General features: G+C 28.8%; 24 protein-coding genes. 16 read left to right on the top strand and 8 right to left on the bottom strand.

Annotation, left to right across the window (positions count from 1 at the left end):
* Window positions 1–10: 10 nt before the first annotated feature.
* Both ACSYT2_RS12970 and ACSYT2_RS12965 read right to left on the bottom strand, forming a co-directional pair.
* Window positions 11–598: a 4Fe-4S binding protein gene (locus ACSYT2_RS12970; protein WP_438384921.1), complete on the bottom strand. Its 588-nt coding sequence runs from the start codon at window positions 596–598 to the stop codon at window positions 11–13.
* A complete protein-coding gene (locus ACSYT2_RS12965; RefSeq protein ID WP_438384920.1) occupies window positions 599–808 on the bottom strand; it encodes an ATP-binding protein in 210 nt (69 codons plus the stop codon).
* A gap of 154 nt (window positions 809–962) precedes the next feature.
* Between ACSYT2_RS12965 and ACSYT2_RS12960 the strand changes: the two genes are divergently transcribed.
* The 6 genes from ACSYT2_RS12960 to ACSYT2_RS12935 all read left to right on the top strand — a co-directional run bounded on the left by ACSYT2_RS12960 (window position 963) and on the right by ACSYT2_RS12935 (window position 5,461).
* The gene (locus ACSYT2_RS12960; protein WP_430855645.1) at window positions 963–1,460 is read left to right on the top strand and encodes a GNAT family N-acetyltransferase; all 498 of its coding nucleotides are present in this window, start codon (window positions 963–965) and stop codon (window positions 1,458–1,460) included.
* Window positions 1,461–1,570: 110 nt separating this feature from the next.
* On the top strand, window positions 1,571–2,131 hold the full coding sequence (locus ACSYT2_RS12955) for a sigma-70 family RNA polymerase sigma factor (RefSeq protein ID WP_430855644.1): 561 nt from the start codon (window positions 1,571–1,573) through the stop codon (window positions 2,129–2,131).
* Window positions 2,109–2,882 (top strand): hypothetical protein, encoded by a 774-nt coding sequence (locus ACSYT2_RS12950; RefSeq protein WP_438384919.1) that lies wholly within the window; start codon window positions 2,109–2,111, stop codon window positions 2,880–2,882. The genes ACSYT2_RS12955 and ACSYT2_RS12950 overlap by 23 nt, the downstream gene beginning before the upstream one ends.
* 289 nt (window positions 2,883–3,171) lie before the next feature.
* Window positions 3,172–3,492, top strand: a complete 321-nt coding sequence (locus ACSYT2_RS12945; protein WP_430855642.1) for a rhodanese-like domain-containing protein — start codon at window positions 3,172–3,174, stop codon at window positions 3,490–3,492.
* 19 nt (window positions 3,493–3,511) lie between these two features.
* On the top strand, window positions 3,512–5,212 hold the full coding sequence (locus ACSYT2_RS12940) for an FAD-dependent oxidoreductase (protein WP_438384918.1): 1,701 nt from the start codon (window positions 3,512–3,514) through the stop codon (window positions 5,210–5,212).
* 18 nt (window positions 5,213–5,230) lie between these two features.
* Window positions 5,231–5,461, top strand: coding sequence for a hypothetical protein (locus tag ACSYT2_RS12935; RefSeq protein ID WP_430855640.1), 231 nt, complete (start codon window positions 5,231–5,233; stop codon window positions 5,459–5,461).
* A 31-nt stretch (window positions 5,462–5,492) separates the two neighbouring features.
* Here the strand turns inward: ACSYT2_RS12935 and ACSYT2_RS12930 are convergent, their stop codons facing one another.
* The gene (locus ACSYT2_RS12930; protein WP_430855639.1) at window positions 5,493–6,143 is read right to left on the bottom strand and encodes a Crp/Fnr family transcriptional regulator; all 651 of its coding nucleotides are present in this window, start codon (window positions 6,141–6,143) and stop codon (window positions 5,493–5,495) included.
* A 173-nt stretch (window positions 6,144–6,316) separates the two neighbouring features.
* Between ACSYT2_RS12930 and ACSYT2_RS12925 the strand changes: the two genes are divergently transcribed.
* From ACSYT2_RS12925 to ACSYT2_RS12880, 10 genes are all read left to right on the top strand, one after another.
* Window positions 6,317–6,775, top strand: a complete 459-nt coding sequence (locus tag ACSYT2_RS12925; RefSeq protein WP_438384917.1) for a MarR family winged helix-turn-helix transcriptional regulator — start codon at window positions 6,317–6,319, stop codon at window positions 6,773–6,775.
* 14 nt (window positions 6,776–6,789) lie between these two features.
* Complete coding sequence (locus tag ACSYT2_RS12920; RefSeq protein WP_438384916.1) at window positions 6,790–7,290, top strand: flavodoxin domain-containing protein; 501 nt, start codon at window positions 6,790–6,792, stop codon at window positions 7,288–7,290.
* 10 nt (window positions 7,291–7,300) lie between these two features.
* Window positions 7,301–7,849 carry an NAD(P)H-dependent oxidoreductase gene (locus tag ACSYT2_RS12915; protein ID WP_438384915.1) on the top strand — a complete coding sequence of 183 codons (549 nt, stop codon included), beginning with the start codon at window positions 7,301–7,303 and terminating at the stop codon, window positions 7,847–7,849.
* Window positions 7,842–8,468: an NAD(P)H-dependent oxidoreductase gene (locus tag ACSYT2_RS12910; RefSeq protein ID WP_430855635.1), complete on the top strand. Its 627-nt coding sequence runs from the start codon at window positions 7,842–7,844 to the stop codon at window positions 8,466–8,468. The genes ACSYT2_RS12915 and ACSYT2_RS12910 overlap by 8 nt, the downstream gene beginning before the upstream one ends.
* A gap of 136 nt (window positions 8,469–8,604) precedes the next feature.
* Window positions 8,605–9,234, top strand: coding sequence for a DUF3793 family protein (locus ACSYT2_RS12905; RefSeq protein ID WP_438384914.1), 630 nt, complete (start codon window positions 8,605–8,607; stop codon window positions 9,232–9,234).
* Between the two features lie 90 nt (window positions 9,235–9,324).
* Entirely contained in the window at window positions 9,325–9,909 is a 585-nt protein-coding gene (locus tag ACSYT2_RS12900) for a sugar O-acetyltransferase (protein ID WP_438384913.1), read from the top strand.
* A gap of 11 nt (window positions 9,910–9,920) precedes the next feature.
* Window positions 9,921–10,931 (top strand): ROK family transcriptional regulator, encoded by a 1,011-nt coding sequence (locus tag ACSYT2_RS12895; protein WP_430855632.1) that lies wholly within the window; start codon window positions 9,921–9,923, stop codon window positions 10,929–10,931.
* Window positions 10,932–10,948: 17 nt separating this feature from the next.
* Window positions 10,949–11,545: an HAD family hydrolase gene (locus tag ACSYT2_RS12890; RefSeq protein WP_438384912.1), complete on the top strand. Its 597-nt coding sequence runs from the start codon at window positions 10,949–10,951 to the stop codon at window positions 11,543–11,545.
* Window positions 11,546–11,557: 12 nt separating this feature from the next.
* The gene (locus tag ACSYT2_RS12885; RefSeq protein WP_438384911.1) at window positions 11,558–12,196 is read left to right on the top strand and encodes an HAD family hydrolase; all 639 of its coding nucleotides are present in this window, start codon (window positions 11,558–11,560) and stop codon (window positions 12,194–12,196) included.
* Between the two features lie 108 nt (window positions 12,197–12,304).
* Complete coding sequence (locus ACSYT2_RS12880; RefSeq protein WP_438384910.1) at window positions 12,305–12,904, top strand: methyltransferase family protein; 600 nt, start codon at window positions 12,305–12,307, stop codon at window positions 12,902–12,904.
* A 43-nt stretch (window positions 12,905–12,947) separates the two neighbouring features.
* On the opposite strand, the gene ACSYT2_RS12875 is transcribed toward ACSYT2_RS12880, so the two are convergent.
* The 5 genes from ACSYT2_RS12875 to tsaE all read right to left on the bottom strand — a co-directional run bounded on the left by ACSYT2_RS12875 (window position 12,948) and on the right by tsaE (window position 15,855).
* Window positions 12,948–13,271: a PadR family transcriptional regulator gene (locus ACSYT2_RS12875; RefSeq protein WP_430855628.1), complete on the bottom strand. Its 324-nt coding sequence runs from the start codon at window positions 13,269–13,271 to the stop codon at window positions 12,948–12,950.
* Window positions 13,272–13,273: 2 nt separating this feature from the next.
* Entirely contained in the window at window positions 13,274–13,897 is a 624-nt protein-coding gene (locus ACSYT2_RS12870) for a hypothetical protein (protein ID WP_438384909.1), read from the bottom strand.
* A 359-nt stretch (window positions 13,898–14,256) separates the two neighbouring features.
* Window positions 14,257–14,697: a ribosomal protein S18-alanine N-acetyltransferase gene (gene rimI, locus ACSYT2_RS12865; RefSeq protein WP_430855626.1), complete on the bottom strand. Its 441-nt coding sequence runs from the start codon at window positions 14,695–14,697 to the stop codon at window positions 14,257–14,259.
* Entirely contained in the window at window positions 14,681–15,397 is a 717-nt protein-coding gene (gene tsaB, locus ACSYT2_RS12860) for a tRNA (adenosine(37)-N6)-threonylcarbamoyltransferase complex dimerization subunit type 1 TsaB (RefSeq protein ID WP_430855625.1), read from the bottom strand. The genes rimI and tsaB overlap by 17 nt, the downstream gene beginning before the upstream one ends.
* Window positions 15,394–15,855 carry a tRNA (adenosine(37)-N6)-threonylcarbamoyltransferase complex ATPase subunit type 1 TsaE gene (gene tsaE, locus ACSYT2_RS12855; RefSeq protein WP_430855624.1) on the bottom strand — a complete coding sequence of 154 codons (462 nt, stop codon included), beginning with the start codon at window positions 15,853–15,855 and terminating at the stop codon, window positions 15,394–15,396. Before tsaE ends, tsaB begins: the two co-directional genes overlap by 4 nt.
* Window positions 15,856–15,940 lie beyond the last annotated feature (85 nt).

The raw sequence follows: 15,940 nt of genomic DNA, 5'->3' as shown, positions 1-15,940 counted from the left end.
GTAGTAAGGTTTAAGCCTTACTACTTTTATTTTTAAGAATACATATACCTTGAGTCATAGTGCCCATAGGACAATAAACACACCAAGATTTTGGTTTAAATAAAATCATAGTTACTATACCTAAAATGGTTGAGGTAGCCATAACACTATAAAAACCAAAGGCAAATTGAGCTATCCAAGGAGATGCATAAGAAATATTTACTAAATTCCAAGGGAGTTTAAAAGTCCATAATAAAGTTATAACTTCTTTTAAATCATTTGTACCACTAAAAACAAGGAAGGTATTAAAAATCATATTTAAAAACATAGTCATAAAGAATGCTAAAAATCCATATCTAAACCATTTTGTCTTCAAAAACTTAGGGATTGGCTTGTTCCTTGAAAGTTTAAATTTTGTTCCAAGGTGCGATAGCAATTGTCCTCTACCACAGTATTTATTACAATATTTTTTATTGCCACCAATAATTGATATAACAAGTGGAACTATAAAACAAATTAGACCAAGCCAAGCAAAAAGGATATTGAATAAGCCTAATGTTAAATATAAAGTGGATACTATCCACATGTAATCATACCAATTTTTTTTCTTTTGTTTCATTTATATTTCATCCTCCATTTTCATATCAATTACAGATGCTGGGCATAATTTAGCACATTTACTACAACCAACACATTTACTTAAATCTACTTTAGCATAAATACCTTTAAAGATAGATATAGCCTTTACAGGGCAGTTATTTGCACAGACTCCACAGGCTACGCAGTAATTTGTATCAACAAAAGCTTTTTTTCTAATCATACTTGCCATAGTTCCTCCTAAGATGAATTTATTAGTAACTTTATAATAAATAAGTTCAATAAATATTTCAGTGATTAAGTCACACAATATAGAATTTTATGGGAGAAAAGATATGTGATAAGTTGTATAATATAAATAAAGGTGACATAATTTGGAGGATATTATGATAAGAAAGGTAGTAATAGAAGATGCAAAGGCTATAGTGGATATTTATAATTATTATATTCTAAATACCAATATAACTTTTGAAGAGGAAAAATTGAATCAAGAGGATATGGAGGAAAGAATAAAAGAAAAAATAAAAGATCATCCGTGGATTGTTTATGAAGAAGAGGGACAAGTTATAGGATATGGATATTTAGGAGAATGGCGTTCACGCTCAGCTTATAGATTTTCAAAAGAATCATCAATATATATAGATGTTAATGCTAGGGGAAAGGGTGTTGGAATTAAATTATATAGTGAGCTGATAAAATTAGCAGTAGACTATGGATATCATGCTATTGTTGCAGGAATAACTATACCAAATGATGCGAGCGTAGGCCTTCATGAGAAACTTGGATTTGAAAAAATAGCTGAGTTTAAGGAAATAGGATTTAAAAATAATGAATGGCTAAATGTGGCATATTGGCAAATGATATTAGATGATAATAATAAATAAACAAATTATTTATTTAGGAATATGACAGATATTACTCAATATTTACGTATATAGAGTAACAAGTCTTTCTAAAGTAATGGAAATAGGTTAACTGAATTTGAGGGGGATTTATGGAGGATAGTTTTGTAATTGGCCAATTACTAGCAAAGGACGAAAATGGAATAGATAATTTCATAAAAAAATATGGGAGACTTGTATATGGGGTATTAAATAAGGTTTTAGCTACTAGTTATGATAAAAGTGAAATAGAAGGAGTATTCTATGATGTTGTGCTTAAGATATGGAACAACATAGATTGCTACGATGGAGAGAAGGGGAAATTTATTAATTTTGTGATTTCAGTAGCAAAATATACTGCAATTGATAATATGAGAAAAACCAAGAGTAGGGAGAATTTAGAGCTTAAAGAGGAAATACTAAGTGAACCAGTCCATGAAGATGAGTATAGCATTGTAGATAAAAAAGAAGAATTTATGAAACTTCTAATTGGGTTAAAAGATAAGGATAAGGATATATTTATAAGGAAATATTATTTAGAACAAGATGCAGGAAAGATTGCAAAGGATTTAGGAGTTAGCGAAGAGTATATATATACACGACTATCGAGAGGGCGAAAAAAATTAAAGGTAACTTTAGGAGGTGAGTTGAATGGAAGAGAAGGAACTATTTAAGCTTTTTAACGGAGTCACATATTCAGAAGAAGAAATAAGCGAATATTTAGAGCTTGGGGACATGAGTAATGAGGAACTAGGAATTATAAGCGGAGCTGTAAGAACTGAGATTGGTAGAAAAAATATAGCTGAAGGAAATAATATAGTTAAGAGACAACTAGAAGATGAAGAGCAGGTTAAGAGTATAATAAAAATAAGAAATATAAAAGTTTTAAATGCTTTAACAGTATCATCTTTCTTTGGAATGACTACTTTGGGTGCAGGCCTTGATTATGGAGTCTTTGATACTATGTATTTTACAGATACAAGAGTATTTTTTGTAGATTCAAATGTTGCAAATAAACCACTAATGGATAGGAATAAGGATTTAGATGAGATAGTGGGAATAAGATTTACTAATAAGGTAGTTAGGCTTATAAAAGATGAAGAAGGGGAGTTGAAAATAAAGCTTTGTAGAAATAAGTTTAAAATACTTTCAATAATATATCCTATTATTATGTTTTTATTATTTCTTGTAATAAAGGCATTGGATATTAATATAGAGGATATACCACTAATGTCTATGGGAGTATTTATTTCTATTCCATTGGCAATATGGGCAGTAACTAAGGTTATACAAGATATGTTTTTAGACAGAATTCAGATAGCTTTTAAAGATGGTTATGTCTGGGACATATTAATAGCCTCTAATCATTATAAACAGTGCAGAGATTTTTTAGAAAAGTTATCAAAGAGATATGAAGTTGATTAGTAAGTAGTTAATACAAGGAAATAAAAAAGAGATAGTATAAAATTATACTGTCTCTTAAAATATATAAAATATGACGCTAGGACTTAACCTATAACGCTAAATTATATAACTATACTCGATAATAATAGTATATATGAAAAATATGGCAAAATAAAGGCGGACTTTAAAATTTATCGGGAAAAAGGTAAGAAATTATCTATGAGATGAACTTTAGTGATTTTGTCACAGACTAGCTTTAATAAAAGGTATATAACTTAAGTAAGAAATAAAAAAGCTAGGAGGAAAATGTATGTTTTCAATATTTGGTGAAAATTCAGTTAAGTCAGTAAATGTTAATGATTTAGATAATGTATTAGGAAAAATAAATTTAATAGATATAAGAGAACCTTATGAGGTTAAATCAGGTGCCATTAAGGGATCTAAGAATATACCAATGGATAAAATTCTAAGTGATCCAGATCAGTACTTAAATAAAGAAAAGGAATATTACATAATGTGTCAGTCAGGAATGAGAAGCTCAAGAACTACTAAGGCATTAAATAAACTTGGATTTAAAGTGATAAATGTATCTGGTGGAATGGGTTCTTATGTAGGAACAAAGAGAAAGTAATTGGTTTAGGAGGGTTAGTATGAAAAGAAAAATATTAATTATTGGTGGAGTCGCTGGAGGAGCATCAGCAGCAGCTAGACTTAGAAGATTAAGTGAAGAGGATCAAATAATAATGTTTGAAAAAGGGCAACATGTTTCATTTTCAAATTGTTCATTACCATACCACTTAGGCGGAGTCGTAGATGAAGCAGAAAAGCTGATTTTGATGAATCCAAAGAAGTTTATTTCTCAATATAGAATTGAGGCAAGAGTAAATAATGAAGTATTAAGTATAGATAGAGAAAACAAAAAAGTTAAGGTACATAATGTAGTAACTGGAGAAACTTATGAAGAAAGTTATGATAAGTTAATATTATCACCAGGAGCAAAGCCTATAGTTCCAAGAATTGAAGGAATCGAGAAGGCAAATATATTTACTATAAGAAATGTTGTAGATATAGATAAATTGAACCAGTATGTAAAGAGTAATGAATCTAAAAAGGTTGCAGTTATTGGAGGTGGATACATAGGTGTTGAAGCAGCTGAAAATTTAAATGAGGCTGGTTACCATGTTACTTTAATTGAAGCAATGCCACAAATATTAAAACCTTTTGATTATGATATGGTGCAAATACTTCATAAAGAAATGATGGATCATGGAGTAAACCTAGTAATTGGAGATAAGGTTAATGGATTTACTGAAAATGAAGTGTTATTAGAGTCTGGCAAAAGGATAGAAGCTAGAACTGTTGTTATGGCAATTGGTGTTATGCCAGAAGTTACTCTAGCATTAGAAGCTAATTTAGAGCTAGGAGATACAGGGGCAATAAAGGTAGATCAAAACTATAGAACTAATGATAAAGATATATATGCTGTAGGTGATGCAATAGAAGTATTTAATCCTTTAATGGGAACCATGACAAAGATATCATTAGCAGGCCCAGCACAGATAGCAGCTAGAGCGGTAGCAGATCATATTAATGGAATTTCAGTTAATAATCCGGGCTTTATAGGATCATCAGCTATAAAGGTATTTGATTTCAATGGAGCAGCAACAGGATTAAGTGAGGGTTTAATTAAAGCATTAGGAATGAAGACTAATTATGAAGTAGTAAGAATAATAGGGAATGATAAAGTTAGTCTTATGCCAGGAAATAGTCCAATACATCTAAAACTATTATTTGAAGTACCAACAGGTAGAGTTTTAGGTGCCCAAGCGATAGGTAAGGGTGATGTGACAAAAAGAATAGATGTTATAGCTACAGCAATAGCTTTTGGAGGAACAGTAGAACAGTTAAAGAATTTAAATTTATCTTATGCTCCACCATTTGGAACAGCAAAAGATGTAGTTAACTTTGCAGGTTATGTTGGATCAAATCTTTTAAGGGGAGATTTTAGACAGATAGGAGTAGATAAAGTAAGAGGCTTATTAGAGAAAGGTGAGACTATAATTGATATAAGAGAAAAGGTTGAATATGAAAGAGGTCATATTAATGGAGTTGAAAATATTCCATTTAGTGAGATTAGAGAAAGACTAGATGAAATCCCTAAAGATAGACCCGTTTATCTTCATTGCAGAACAGGCCAAAGAAGCTATAATGCAACTTTATTATTGCAACAATTAGGATTTAACAATATATATAATATAGCAGGAAGCTTTTTAGCACTAAGTTATTATGAGTACTTTAACGATAAAAGTATGAATAGGGATAGTATATTAACAAATTACAATTTTAATTAAGGATCATTGTGAAGTTAAATGAGAGAAAAAATTATTAAGAAAAGAATAAATAAAATAAGTGATTATCTAATGTATTCTGGGGTTATAGTTGGTGTATATGGACTATATAAAGTGATAGTTAGTAGAGTAGGGTTGCCAGAAGGGGCATGCCCAATAAGTGATAATAGAGGGATATTGTATTTAGGTATGACATTACTTATATCTTCAGTGATATTATCATTTTTTTCAGATAGAGCAGATAAAAAGTAAGAAAAAATTAGTACTATAGAGATTTATAGTACTAATTTTTTTTCAAATCTATGATATTTATAGTACCTCTAGAGAGTTTAACCATTCCTTCTTTTTCAAAGTATTTTAGCATTCTAGAAACTACTTCACGAGCAGTACCTAAATCTCTTGCAATAGCATCATGAGTAATTTTGATAGTTTCTGAATTATAATCTTGTAGATAGCTTATTAATCTTTTATCAAAGCTAGTAAATACAAGTTGCTCTATAGTCCACATTACATCAGAGAACCTTGATTGTGTTAACTCTAAAATATATTGTTGGAGTATAGGATTACTTTTTGAAAGTGAGTCTAAGTATTTACTTGGCAATATAATAACCTCAGTATCTTCACTAGCTTCTATATTTATATTAAAATGTATATTTTTAAATATACATGAAGCAGAGAGAATACAAGTATCCCTATCTAATAGTCTATAAATTGTTATCTCTTTACCTTCAGGAGAGTTTAGAAAGGCTCTCAAAGTTCCCTTTACAACAATAATTAGTCCACTACATTCTTTATCAGCAGAGAAGACTGCAGAGTTTTTAGGAAATATTGAGGTAAAAGACTTTGAATTAAAAATCTCTCTTTCTTCTATTGTAAGTTTTTTATAAAATTTAAGGTTAGTATTTAAAAAATTTATATCTGAATCAGTCAACATAATTAATCTCCTAAAATATAGTATAAATATATAATAGTATATTTTTAGAGCAAAGTCACTTTTCAATAGAATAATTATTTTTGAAAAAGGAATATATATAATTGCGTTATAACATGAATTAAGGTAATATATTACTTAATAAGGTAATATATTACATATAAGGAGGAGGCGGGATGGAGGAATTAGATAAAGAATTTTTACAAAAGTATATTTTTGGTGGTATATTCGTATTTTCTAATAGGCTTCAAATTATTGGAGATAGCTTTTTAGGTGAGATTACTACAAAGCAATGGCTTTTATTGATTGGAATATCAGAGTTTTTTAAAGATGAAGCACCTACTCTTAGCCAGGTTGGTGAGATAATAGGATCATCTAGGCAGAATGTAAAGCAGTTAGCTTTAAAGCTTGAAGAAAAGGGGTTTATAAAAATAGAAAAGGATAAAAGAGCCTTAAGGCTCCATTTAACTGATAAACTTCAAAGCTATAGTGAGAATAGAGGAGATAGGGATTTAGAATTTTTAAATAATGTATTTAGTGGTGTTAGTAAGGAGGATCTAATAATCATATTTAAAGGAATGAATAAATTTAATGATAATATTAATAAGTTTGAAATTAAAGATGACAATAAATAAGGGGGGAAAATAGAGTGAAATCTATTATAATTTTTGGATCAAAGTATGGAACAGCAGAAATGTGTGCAAGGAAATTAAAAGAAAAGTTAGGTGGGGAAGTAGATCTAGTAGATATTAATACTAATAAAGATATTAGTTTATCAGACTATGACAAAGTAATCATTGGTGGATCTATATATATGGGGATGATGAATAAGGAAATTAAGAATTTTGTACAGAATAATAAAGAAGAGTTAATAAAAAAGGACTTCGGCTTATTTATGGTTTGTATGTCTGATAATGAAAAGGCAAAACAACAATTTAAAGAAAATTTTGATGAAGATATATTAAAAAATGCAAAGGGAAAGGTGAATTTTGGTGGAGCATTCTTATTTAGTAAAATGAATTTCTTTGAAAGACAAATTATAAAGATGATTAGTAAATCCCAAAAGAATGATGAAAAGGTAGATGGGAAGAAGGATATTAACAGAATAGATGAAAGCAGTATATCAGATTTTGTAAAAATAATGAATTAAGAGGTAGCATATGAAAATTTGTATATTTAATGGTATGAATAATTCAAATGATATAGAAGGAATACTCCTTAATTTATTAAATAAATATGATATAAGTCATATTAAATTAAGAGAAAAGACAGTAGGGTATTGTAGATGTTGTAATGGATGTGCTGAAAGTGGAATTTGCGTTCAGAAAGATGATGGGGTAGAGGTATTAGCTGAATATAAAGATAGCGAATTAATAATATTCTTAACTAATATAAAGTATGGAACATACTCAAAGACCCTAAAAAAAGCTGTAGATAGATTACTACCAATAGGATCGAAATTTTTGGGATTAAAAGAAGGATATATGGTACATAAAATGCCTTACAATGGTAAAAAATTAATAGCTATAGGGGCTATAGATAATCAAGATTGTGAAGAGGTAGAAGGGTTTAAGTCAGTTGTAAAAGCAAATTATATTAATTTTGATTGTAGTTCATATAAAACTATAATACTGAACACCAGTGATAATAAAGATGTTATATTAGGCATTATATCTAAAGAATTAAAGGAAGGTATTTTAAATGGTTAGTAACATTCTATTATTAAATGGAAGTACAAGGATTAATGGAAATTCATTAAATATATGCAATGCTATAAAAGAAATTTTAAGTAAAGAGGGAAAAGATACCGAAATAATAAGTATTCAAAGAGCTTTTAATAACAATGAATTTAATAGTTTAGAAAATGCAATAAGAAGTTCAGATATAATAGGAATAGTTAGTCCTTTGTATGTTGATACTTTTCCATATCCAGTATTAGCATTTTTAGAGGCGATGGAAAATAAATATATAGATGATTTATCAGAAAAAGGATTTTTTGTGATTGGACAATGTAATTTTCCTGAAAGCAGAAGAATAGATCCATTAATAAGAAGCGGGAAATGCTTCTGTAATAAAGTTAACATGAGATGGCTAGGTGGGTTATCTTATGGAGGTGCAATTAGAATAGAATCTAAAGCTTTGGATAAGGCAGGAAAAGAAGGAGAAAGAATTAGTAGGGCTCTTGAATCAGCTATGAAAGAAATAACATCAGGTAATACTATTTCAGATAAATCAAAAAGGTTATTTAAGAATGATGTTAATAAAATTTTATATAGACCTTTTATATGGGGAGCTAATATAATGTTTAGAAGAATGAAAAATAAATAGAATATTGTTATTTAAAAAACTCTGATAAGATATTTATCAGAGTTTTTTCTTTATATAAAATTATACAAAAAGTATGTCTATATTAGATTACTCTGAGGAAGAATAACTTTAGAAATAGTTATTAGGAGTGATTAAAGTGGGTTTAGCATCTTATGAGTATATAGAATTTTATAATATATTAAAGGTTATGAAAGACAAGGAGTATATTGAAAATATATTAGTATATAATTTATCACCAGTTATAGCTGGAATTAAGCCGGCTTCAACAATTACATTTAAGAGAAATGGAGACAATTCTTATGACAAGTGGATCAGATATGGAAGAGGATTTATAGATGACATGGACTTAAAGTGGCTAGAAATAAAGAGCTACAATGATGTAGTTATAATTTTAATTTACAACAAATATTTATTGAAGGAATACCTTTATAAAGAAGATAATAAAAATCTTTTGATACAGATTGGATATTCAGAAGCTAAAAATATATATGAAATTTTAAATGTACTAAAAGATAGATATAGCAAATGTGATTGTCCGCATGAATTAGGATTATTTTTAGGAATACCTATAAAGGATGTTAATGATTTTATGAGCTCTAATAAAAAATGCTTATTTTGTGGCTATTGGAAAGTCTATAACGATGTTGAGGGTGCAAAAAAGATATTTAATAAATATGATGAAATTAAAGAAAAGATTATTATATTTATACTTAATGGAGAGAGGGGGATGGATTTGGTGGGAAAAGTAAAATATAATTATTTTTAGTAACCGCCAAATTATTGAAATTGAAAGAATAATGTAGTAAACTTTTATTAGAAACTTTTAAAAGTTTATAATAAAAGTTTTGGAGGTATTATGAAAGAAAAAGAAAAGATGTTAAATGGGGAATTTTATAATACAAGAGATGAAGAACTACAAAATAGATATCATAAAACAAAAGAGTTATTGGATAGATTTAATAATTCAAATTCAAGAGATAAAGAATTAAAAGAAAAACTGTTAAAAGAATTATTGGGGAGATGTGGTAAAGGAGTTTGGATAGAAAAAAACTTCAGTTGTGACTATGGGGAGAATATTTATATTGGGGATGATACATTTATAAATTATAATTGTGTATTATTAGATGATAATAATATTACTATTGGAAAAAATAGTTTAATTGGTCCTAATACTCAAATATACACAGCTATGCATCCGGTTAATCCAAGAGAGAGATTAAATAAGCAAAATCCTATACAATCTCCTTATAAAACTTGTAGTAATGCAGTATTTATTGGGGATAATGTATGGATTGGAGGTAGTGTATGTATATTACCTGGGGTAACAATTGGTGATAACTGTGTTATTGGGGCAGGAAGCGTAGTAACTAAGTCTATTCCAAAGGATTCTGTAGCAGTAGGTAATCCTTGTAGGATAATAAGAAGTGTATACGAGAAATAGAGAGGAAAAGTATGAGTAATATTGCAGGAAATCAGAAAGAGATAAAAAAAGTTAATCGATCTTTAATAATGGAATCTATAAAAAAGAAAGGTAGTACCACTAGACAGAAGATTGTTGAAGATACTGGAGTAAGTCAAACTACAGTAAGAAGTATAATATCAGAATTACTTAAGGAAGGAGAAATAATTATTAATGGTCAGGGTGATTCTACAGGTGGGAGAAGAGCTGAGATATACTCTATAAATAAGAATAGAAAGTTAGCATTAGTAATCTATTTTTCCAGAGAAGGACTAACCTATAATGTTTTAAACTTCATAGGTGATAAGATAACATCGGGAGTAGTGTACAGACAAAGGCAGGTAACGATAGGTATTTTAAAGGAAGTTATGGATAGAGTGCTAGAAAACTATGATAATATATCAGGAATTGTAATAAGTGTTCCAGGTGTGGTTAGTAAAGAGGGATACTATTCAGGCTATGAACTTAATGATTGGGTTGAATATCCTATAAGAAAATATATAAGAGAAAATTATAATATACCTGTAATAATAGAGAATGATTTGAATGTAATATCATTGGGATATGCAATAGATAAAAATATAGAAGATGTGGTTTATATTTGTTTAACTTCCTTAGGGGCAGGTGCTGGGATAATAGTAGATAATAAAATAATAGATGGTAGTACAAATTTTGCAGGAGAAATTGGAGCCTTGCCCTATAAAGATGGTATTATAAATAATCTATTATCAAAGGAATTTAGTAAAAAAGAATGTATAGATATTACATCATATTTAATTGCAACGGTAAATTGTATTTTAAATCCGCAAGCTATTGTAGTAGGTGGAGAAATATTCAAAATGGACTGTAAGAAAGCTATAGTTGATAGGTTAGAGGAAATATCAACAAATAAAACATTATGTGAGATAGAGTTCAATAAGGATGAGGAAAATTATGCAGTTATTGGTGCTACAAAATTAGCATTAAAACTAATAGATGAAAAGGTATTAATAGTTAAAGCATAATCTAGGAGGTATTGTTAATGATAAAAAATATTATATTTGATTTAGGAAGAGTTGTATTGGATTTTGAACCTAAAAAATATTTAATGGATAAGATTAAAGATGAAGTGAAAGTTAATAAACTTATGAAGGTTATATTTGCTGGTGAGGAGTGGATAAGGTTAGATGAAGGAACTATAACAGAAGATGAAGCAATAGAAAGAATATGTGCAGGAAATCTAGAACTAGAAAAGGAGATAAGAATGGCTTTTGACAATTGGTATCCAATGTTGACGCCTATAGAATCAACTATAGAAGTGATTAATGAATTAAAAATTAAGGGATATAAATTATACTTCTTATCTAATTTTCATGAAAAAGCATTTAAGTATGTAAATGAAGAGTATCCTGTTTTTAAGTTATTTGATGGTGGCATAGCTTCATATAAAGAGAAATTAATGAAACCTAATCCAGAAGTATATAAATTAATTCTAGAAAAATATAACTTGAAAGCAGAAGAGTGTGTCTTTATTGATGATGTTAGAGAAAATGTAGAAATTGCAGAGAAGTTTGGAATAAAAGGCATTAACTTAACTAATCAAAGAACTTTAAAATCAGACTTAGAATTAATTTTATAAGGGGGATAATTAATGAGATATGATTGGATTATATTTGATGTTGATGGTACTTTAATTGAAACTGCAAGAAGTAATAGCATTGGACTTATGATAACAATGAAAGAGCTATTTAATAAGGAGTACACAGAGGAAGAAATAAGAAAGTATATGGGAATTCCAGGTGACATGGCTTTAAGGAATATAGGGGTTAAAGAAGAAAAAATTATGGATACGTGGGTATATTGGGGGAATAAAGTAAAGGAATATGCTCACTACAATTATGTTTTTGAGGGAGTTATGCCAATGTTAGAAGAATTAAGTAAAAGCTATAACTTGGCAATAGTAACATCTAAAACTCATCAACAACTTCATGATGACTTTGTTCAAAGAGGCTTACTTGAGTACTTTAAGATTTGGGTATGTAAAGAAGATACAGATAAACATAAGCCAAATCCAGAACCATTATTAAAAGCTATGGAAAAGGCAAAAATTAATAAAGGACAAGCAATATATATTGGGGATGCATTAGTTGATTATCAGGCAGCAAAGGCAGCTAATATGGATTTTGGACATTGTAGATTTGCAGATAAATATGATGAGGTTGACTGCCATATTACATTTAATACAGCTGAAGGATTAAAAGAATATTTTATAGAAGAGTTAGAGAATTAAAAATCTCTAACTTTTTTATTCACAAATTAAGAAATTTAATATAATATAAACATATGAGCATATATTCATATATATAATTTCAAAATAATAAAAATAGGGGGGATAAGAATGGAAAAAATCAATTTAGTAGCATTAATTTTATTTATTCTATTTATATCATTATATTTAGGAAAATTACTTTTGTTATATAGAAAGAATAAAATAAATGCTAATGTCCTTGGAAAGGGAAAAAAGAATAAGAAAATAAAACTTATAGAAAGGCTAGTGAAGATTGCTACATTTTTATGGGGATTTGCATGGGTTATAGAATCTATTTTAGGGGATAAAATAGATGAATACATTCCTTACTTATATACAAATGCTATAGTAAGATGGATAGGAATAGTTATTATATTTATAGGTGTAATAATATTTGGTGTAGCAGCATTTTCCATGAGAACTTCATGGAGAGTTGGAATTGATAAAAATACAAAGACTGAGCTTGTAACAGATGGAATATATAGATATAGCAGAAATCCCGCTTTTCTTGGATTTTATACTATGTTTACAGGGATATTTATAGTATTTCCTAATTTAATTACCCTAGGAACTATGATAATAAGCATGATTTCAATACATTTACTTATATTACAGGAAGAAAAACATTTAATAGAATCCTTTGGAGATGGATATAGGATATATAAAGGTAATACTAGTAGATATATTTAATAGTTAAAGGTAGGATAATAATCCTACCTTTAGAATTTATTATTTATTTATCTAGCCATAATGATACTACAGCAGTATTTATTTTATCCCAAACATCTTTAAAGGAATTCATTTCATTTAGTCCTTCACTGGTAAGTGAATAATATTTTCTATCAGGCCCAAACTCTGACGGTCTTTTTGTACCCTTTATAAGTTTCTTTTTTTCAAGCCTTAATAATAGTGGGTAAAGTGAACCTTCAGCAAAATCTTCAAATCCTAAAGATTGTAACTTTTCATATATTTCATAACCATAGGTTTCTTCTTTACTTATTACCTTTAAAATAACACCATCCATTAGTCCTTTTAATAATTGAGAACTTGTTGCCATATTTAATCCTCCGTATTTCTAGAGTTCTTTAGTTTGTAAGTTAATATTATTCCTACTAACTGAAGTGCTATAACTAAAAATAATATATATAATGGTACTTGTAAAGTTTCAATTTTAGAAAAGAAGGAGAAGTTTTCATAAATAAAATTACTAAGTGGGTATCCAGCTAGTATAAAGAAACAGATATTATTAACTAATTTTGATTTGCTTAGTTTACACTTATGGATAATCATGCATACCAAAAGTCCTAACATAAATCCTATAACTGATAGAACTAATGTGGATGAAATTGATACTCCTTGAAGTGCAGATAATGGAGTATAAGCTAAGGAATATATAAAGGCATACATGATATAAGTTGAAAAAATATTCTTTCTAGAAATAGTAGAAAAATAGGAATCAGCTATTTCATCTATAAATTTATTTATATTAGTGCCAGTTATATCAGTAACTCTTCTTCCAGATTTTTGATTATCTGAAAAAAGATCAAGTAAATCAGATAAAACATCATCACAAAAGGATTCACTAATAATAGTTGAGGAAAGTTTACTATTAATTCTATATAATACATCTAGATGATCATCATCCAGTCCATATTTCTTTCCCTTTTCATATAAATCAATCATTGATAACCCACCTTTATTTAAAGATTTTCTTGTTTTAACTTTTTATAAGATAGTTTAATAGCTAAGTTGCAAAGCATGGTAGTTAGAGAAAAAAATAACTCATCAAATTTAGATGAAAGAACTAACTTGCTTTACAAGCTACAACTATATTGTAAAACAAGTTAGTATAACTGTCAAAAAACAGAAAAAGAATCATTAAAATTCTAATTAGTAACTATGATTTATTAGAGATTTTATATAAGATATACAGTTTAGAGTATAAAAAAGTTGGGACTTATATCATTGCAAGGTGGCATCTCACAGAGCTAGCCAACCTGAAAAGAGATACAAGTCCCAACTTTTTAGTTTGAACTACATTCTTAATCACGTTTCCACATAATTAAAGCATCTTCTTTATTATCTTTATAGTAATTTTTTCTAATACCATCTACGGTAAATCCACACTTCTTATATAGATTTTGAGCTGTAATATTAGAAGCTCTAACCTCAAGGGTTAAGGCATAGCAACCCCAATTTTTTGAGTGTTCAATTAAGCCTTCAACAAGATTCCTGCCTATACCTTGTCCTCTGAAGTCTGGATGAACAGCAATATTAGTTATATGTCCTTCATCTACGATTATCCAGATACCTGCAAAGCCAATAACACGATCATCAGCTTTTGCAACTAAATATTTAGCAAGTGGATTAGATAGCTCTTTTGAAAAAGCACCTTTACTCCAAGATTCCTTAAGAGAAATGGAACTTACTTCAAGGACTCCATCTAAGTCGGACTCTTCCATTAAACTAAGAGTTAAATTCATCGCTCATCCTCATCCTTCTTTCTAATTCTCTTTCAGCTTGAGGTTTCTTTAAGTAAACTGGTGAAGAGTTTGGATCATCAGATATCCCATTTTTTAGAAGTTCTAATCCTAATTCTCCAAGAGATGAAGCTCTAACAATACTTAAATGGTTTGGAGCAAAGTGAGCCTTAGGGAAGTTTTCTTTTATGAAATCTTTGTGCTTAGTTAGACCGTCACCAGTAAATACTACTTCTTCCTTCTTTTCTTTTAACAAATTAAGTAAGTCAATTAAGTCCATAGGTGTAGGTTCCATAATTATTTCTAATTTATCATTATTATTTTTATAAAGACCAGTATATACGCTTTCTCTTAGTGCATCCATTATAGGACATATTATTCCACTAAAAGAAGATACACTATAAGCTAAGGCATCAAGGGATGATAAGCTTATGTAAGGCTTATTTGAGCCAAAACTCATTCCTTTAATTGTAGCCATACCAATTCTTAATCCTGTAAAAGAACCAGGGCCTTTTGATACTACATAACCATCAATATCATTTACAGTTAAATCATTTTCTTTAAGGATATTTTCTATCATTGGCATAAGTAATACGGAATGCTCTCGTTTATCATTTAAAACATATTCGGCTATCAACATATCATCTTTAAGTAAAGCTACAGTAGCAACCTTTGATGATGAATCTATGCTTAAAACTATCATAATTTCAGCTCCTTAATATAATCATATCTATCTCCATAACCATTTACTTTAATATTTCTAAAGTTTTCTCCATTTGATAGATCTTTTAAAATATGTATATGAAGATAATCCTCTGGAAGAATTTCTTCAATGTAATTTGCCCATTCTATAACTGAAACTGCATTTGAAAAAATATAATCATCGAAACCTATTGCATATATTTCATCAGGATCACTTACTCTATAAACATCAAAATGATTCATTTTTAATCTTCCACTATCATATTCATTAACTATAGTAAAAGTTGGACTAGTTATAGTGTCATTTATATCAAGACCTTTAGCAATTCCCTTTGTAATATGGGTTTTACCAGTTCCAAGGTCGCCTGTTAAACAAACAATATCACCAGAGTTTAATAATTTACCTAGTTCATAACCAAGCTTTGTAGTTTCTTCAATACTATTTACTTTAAACTCCATAGCAATCTCCCTTCAAAATCTATTCTATCCTTATATTCTATCCAAAAATGGAGAAAAAGAAAAGTATTGAAGGGTAATAACAGAT

Origin of the sequence: Clostridium zhoujianii (assembly GCF_051590805.1) — a bacterium.
Lineage (GTDB): Bacteria > Bacillota > Clostridia > Clostridiales > Clostridiaceae > Clostridium.
Note: the sequence above shows the minus strand (reverse complement) of the source record. Positions and strands in the feature narration are given on the sequence as shown.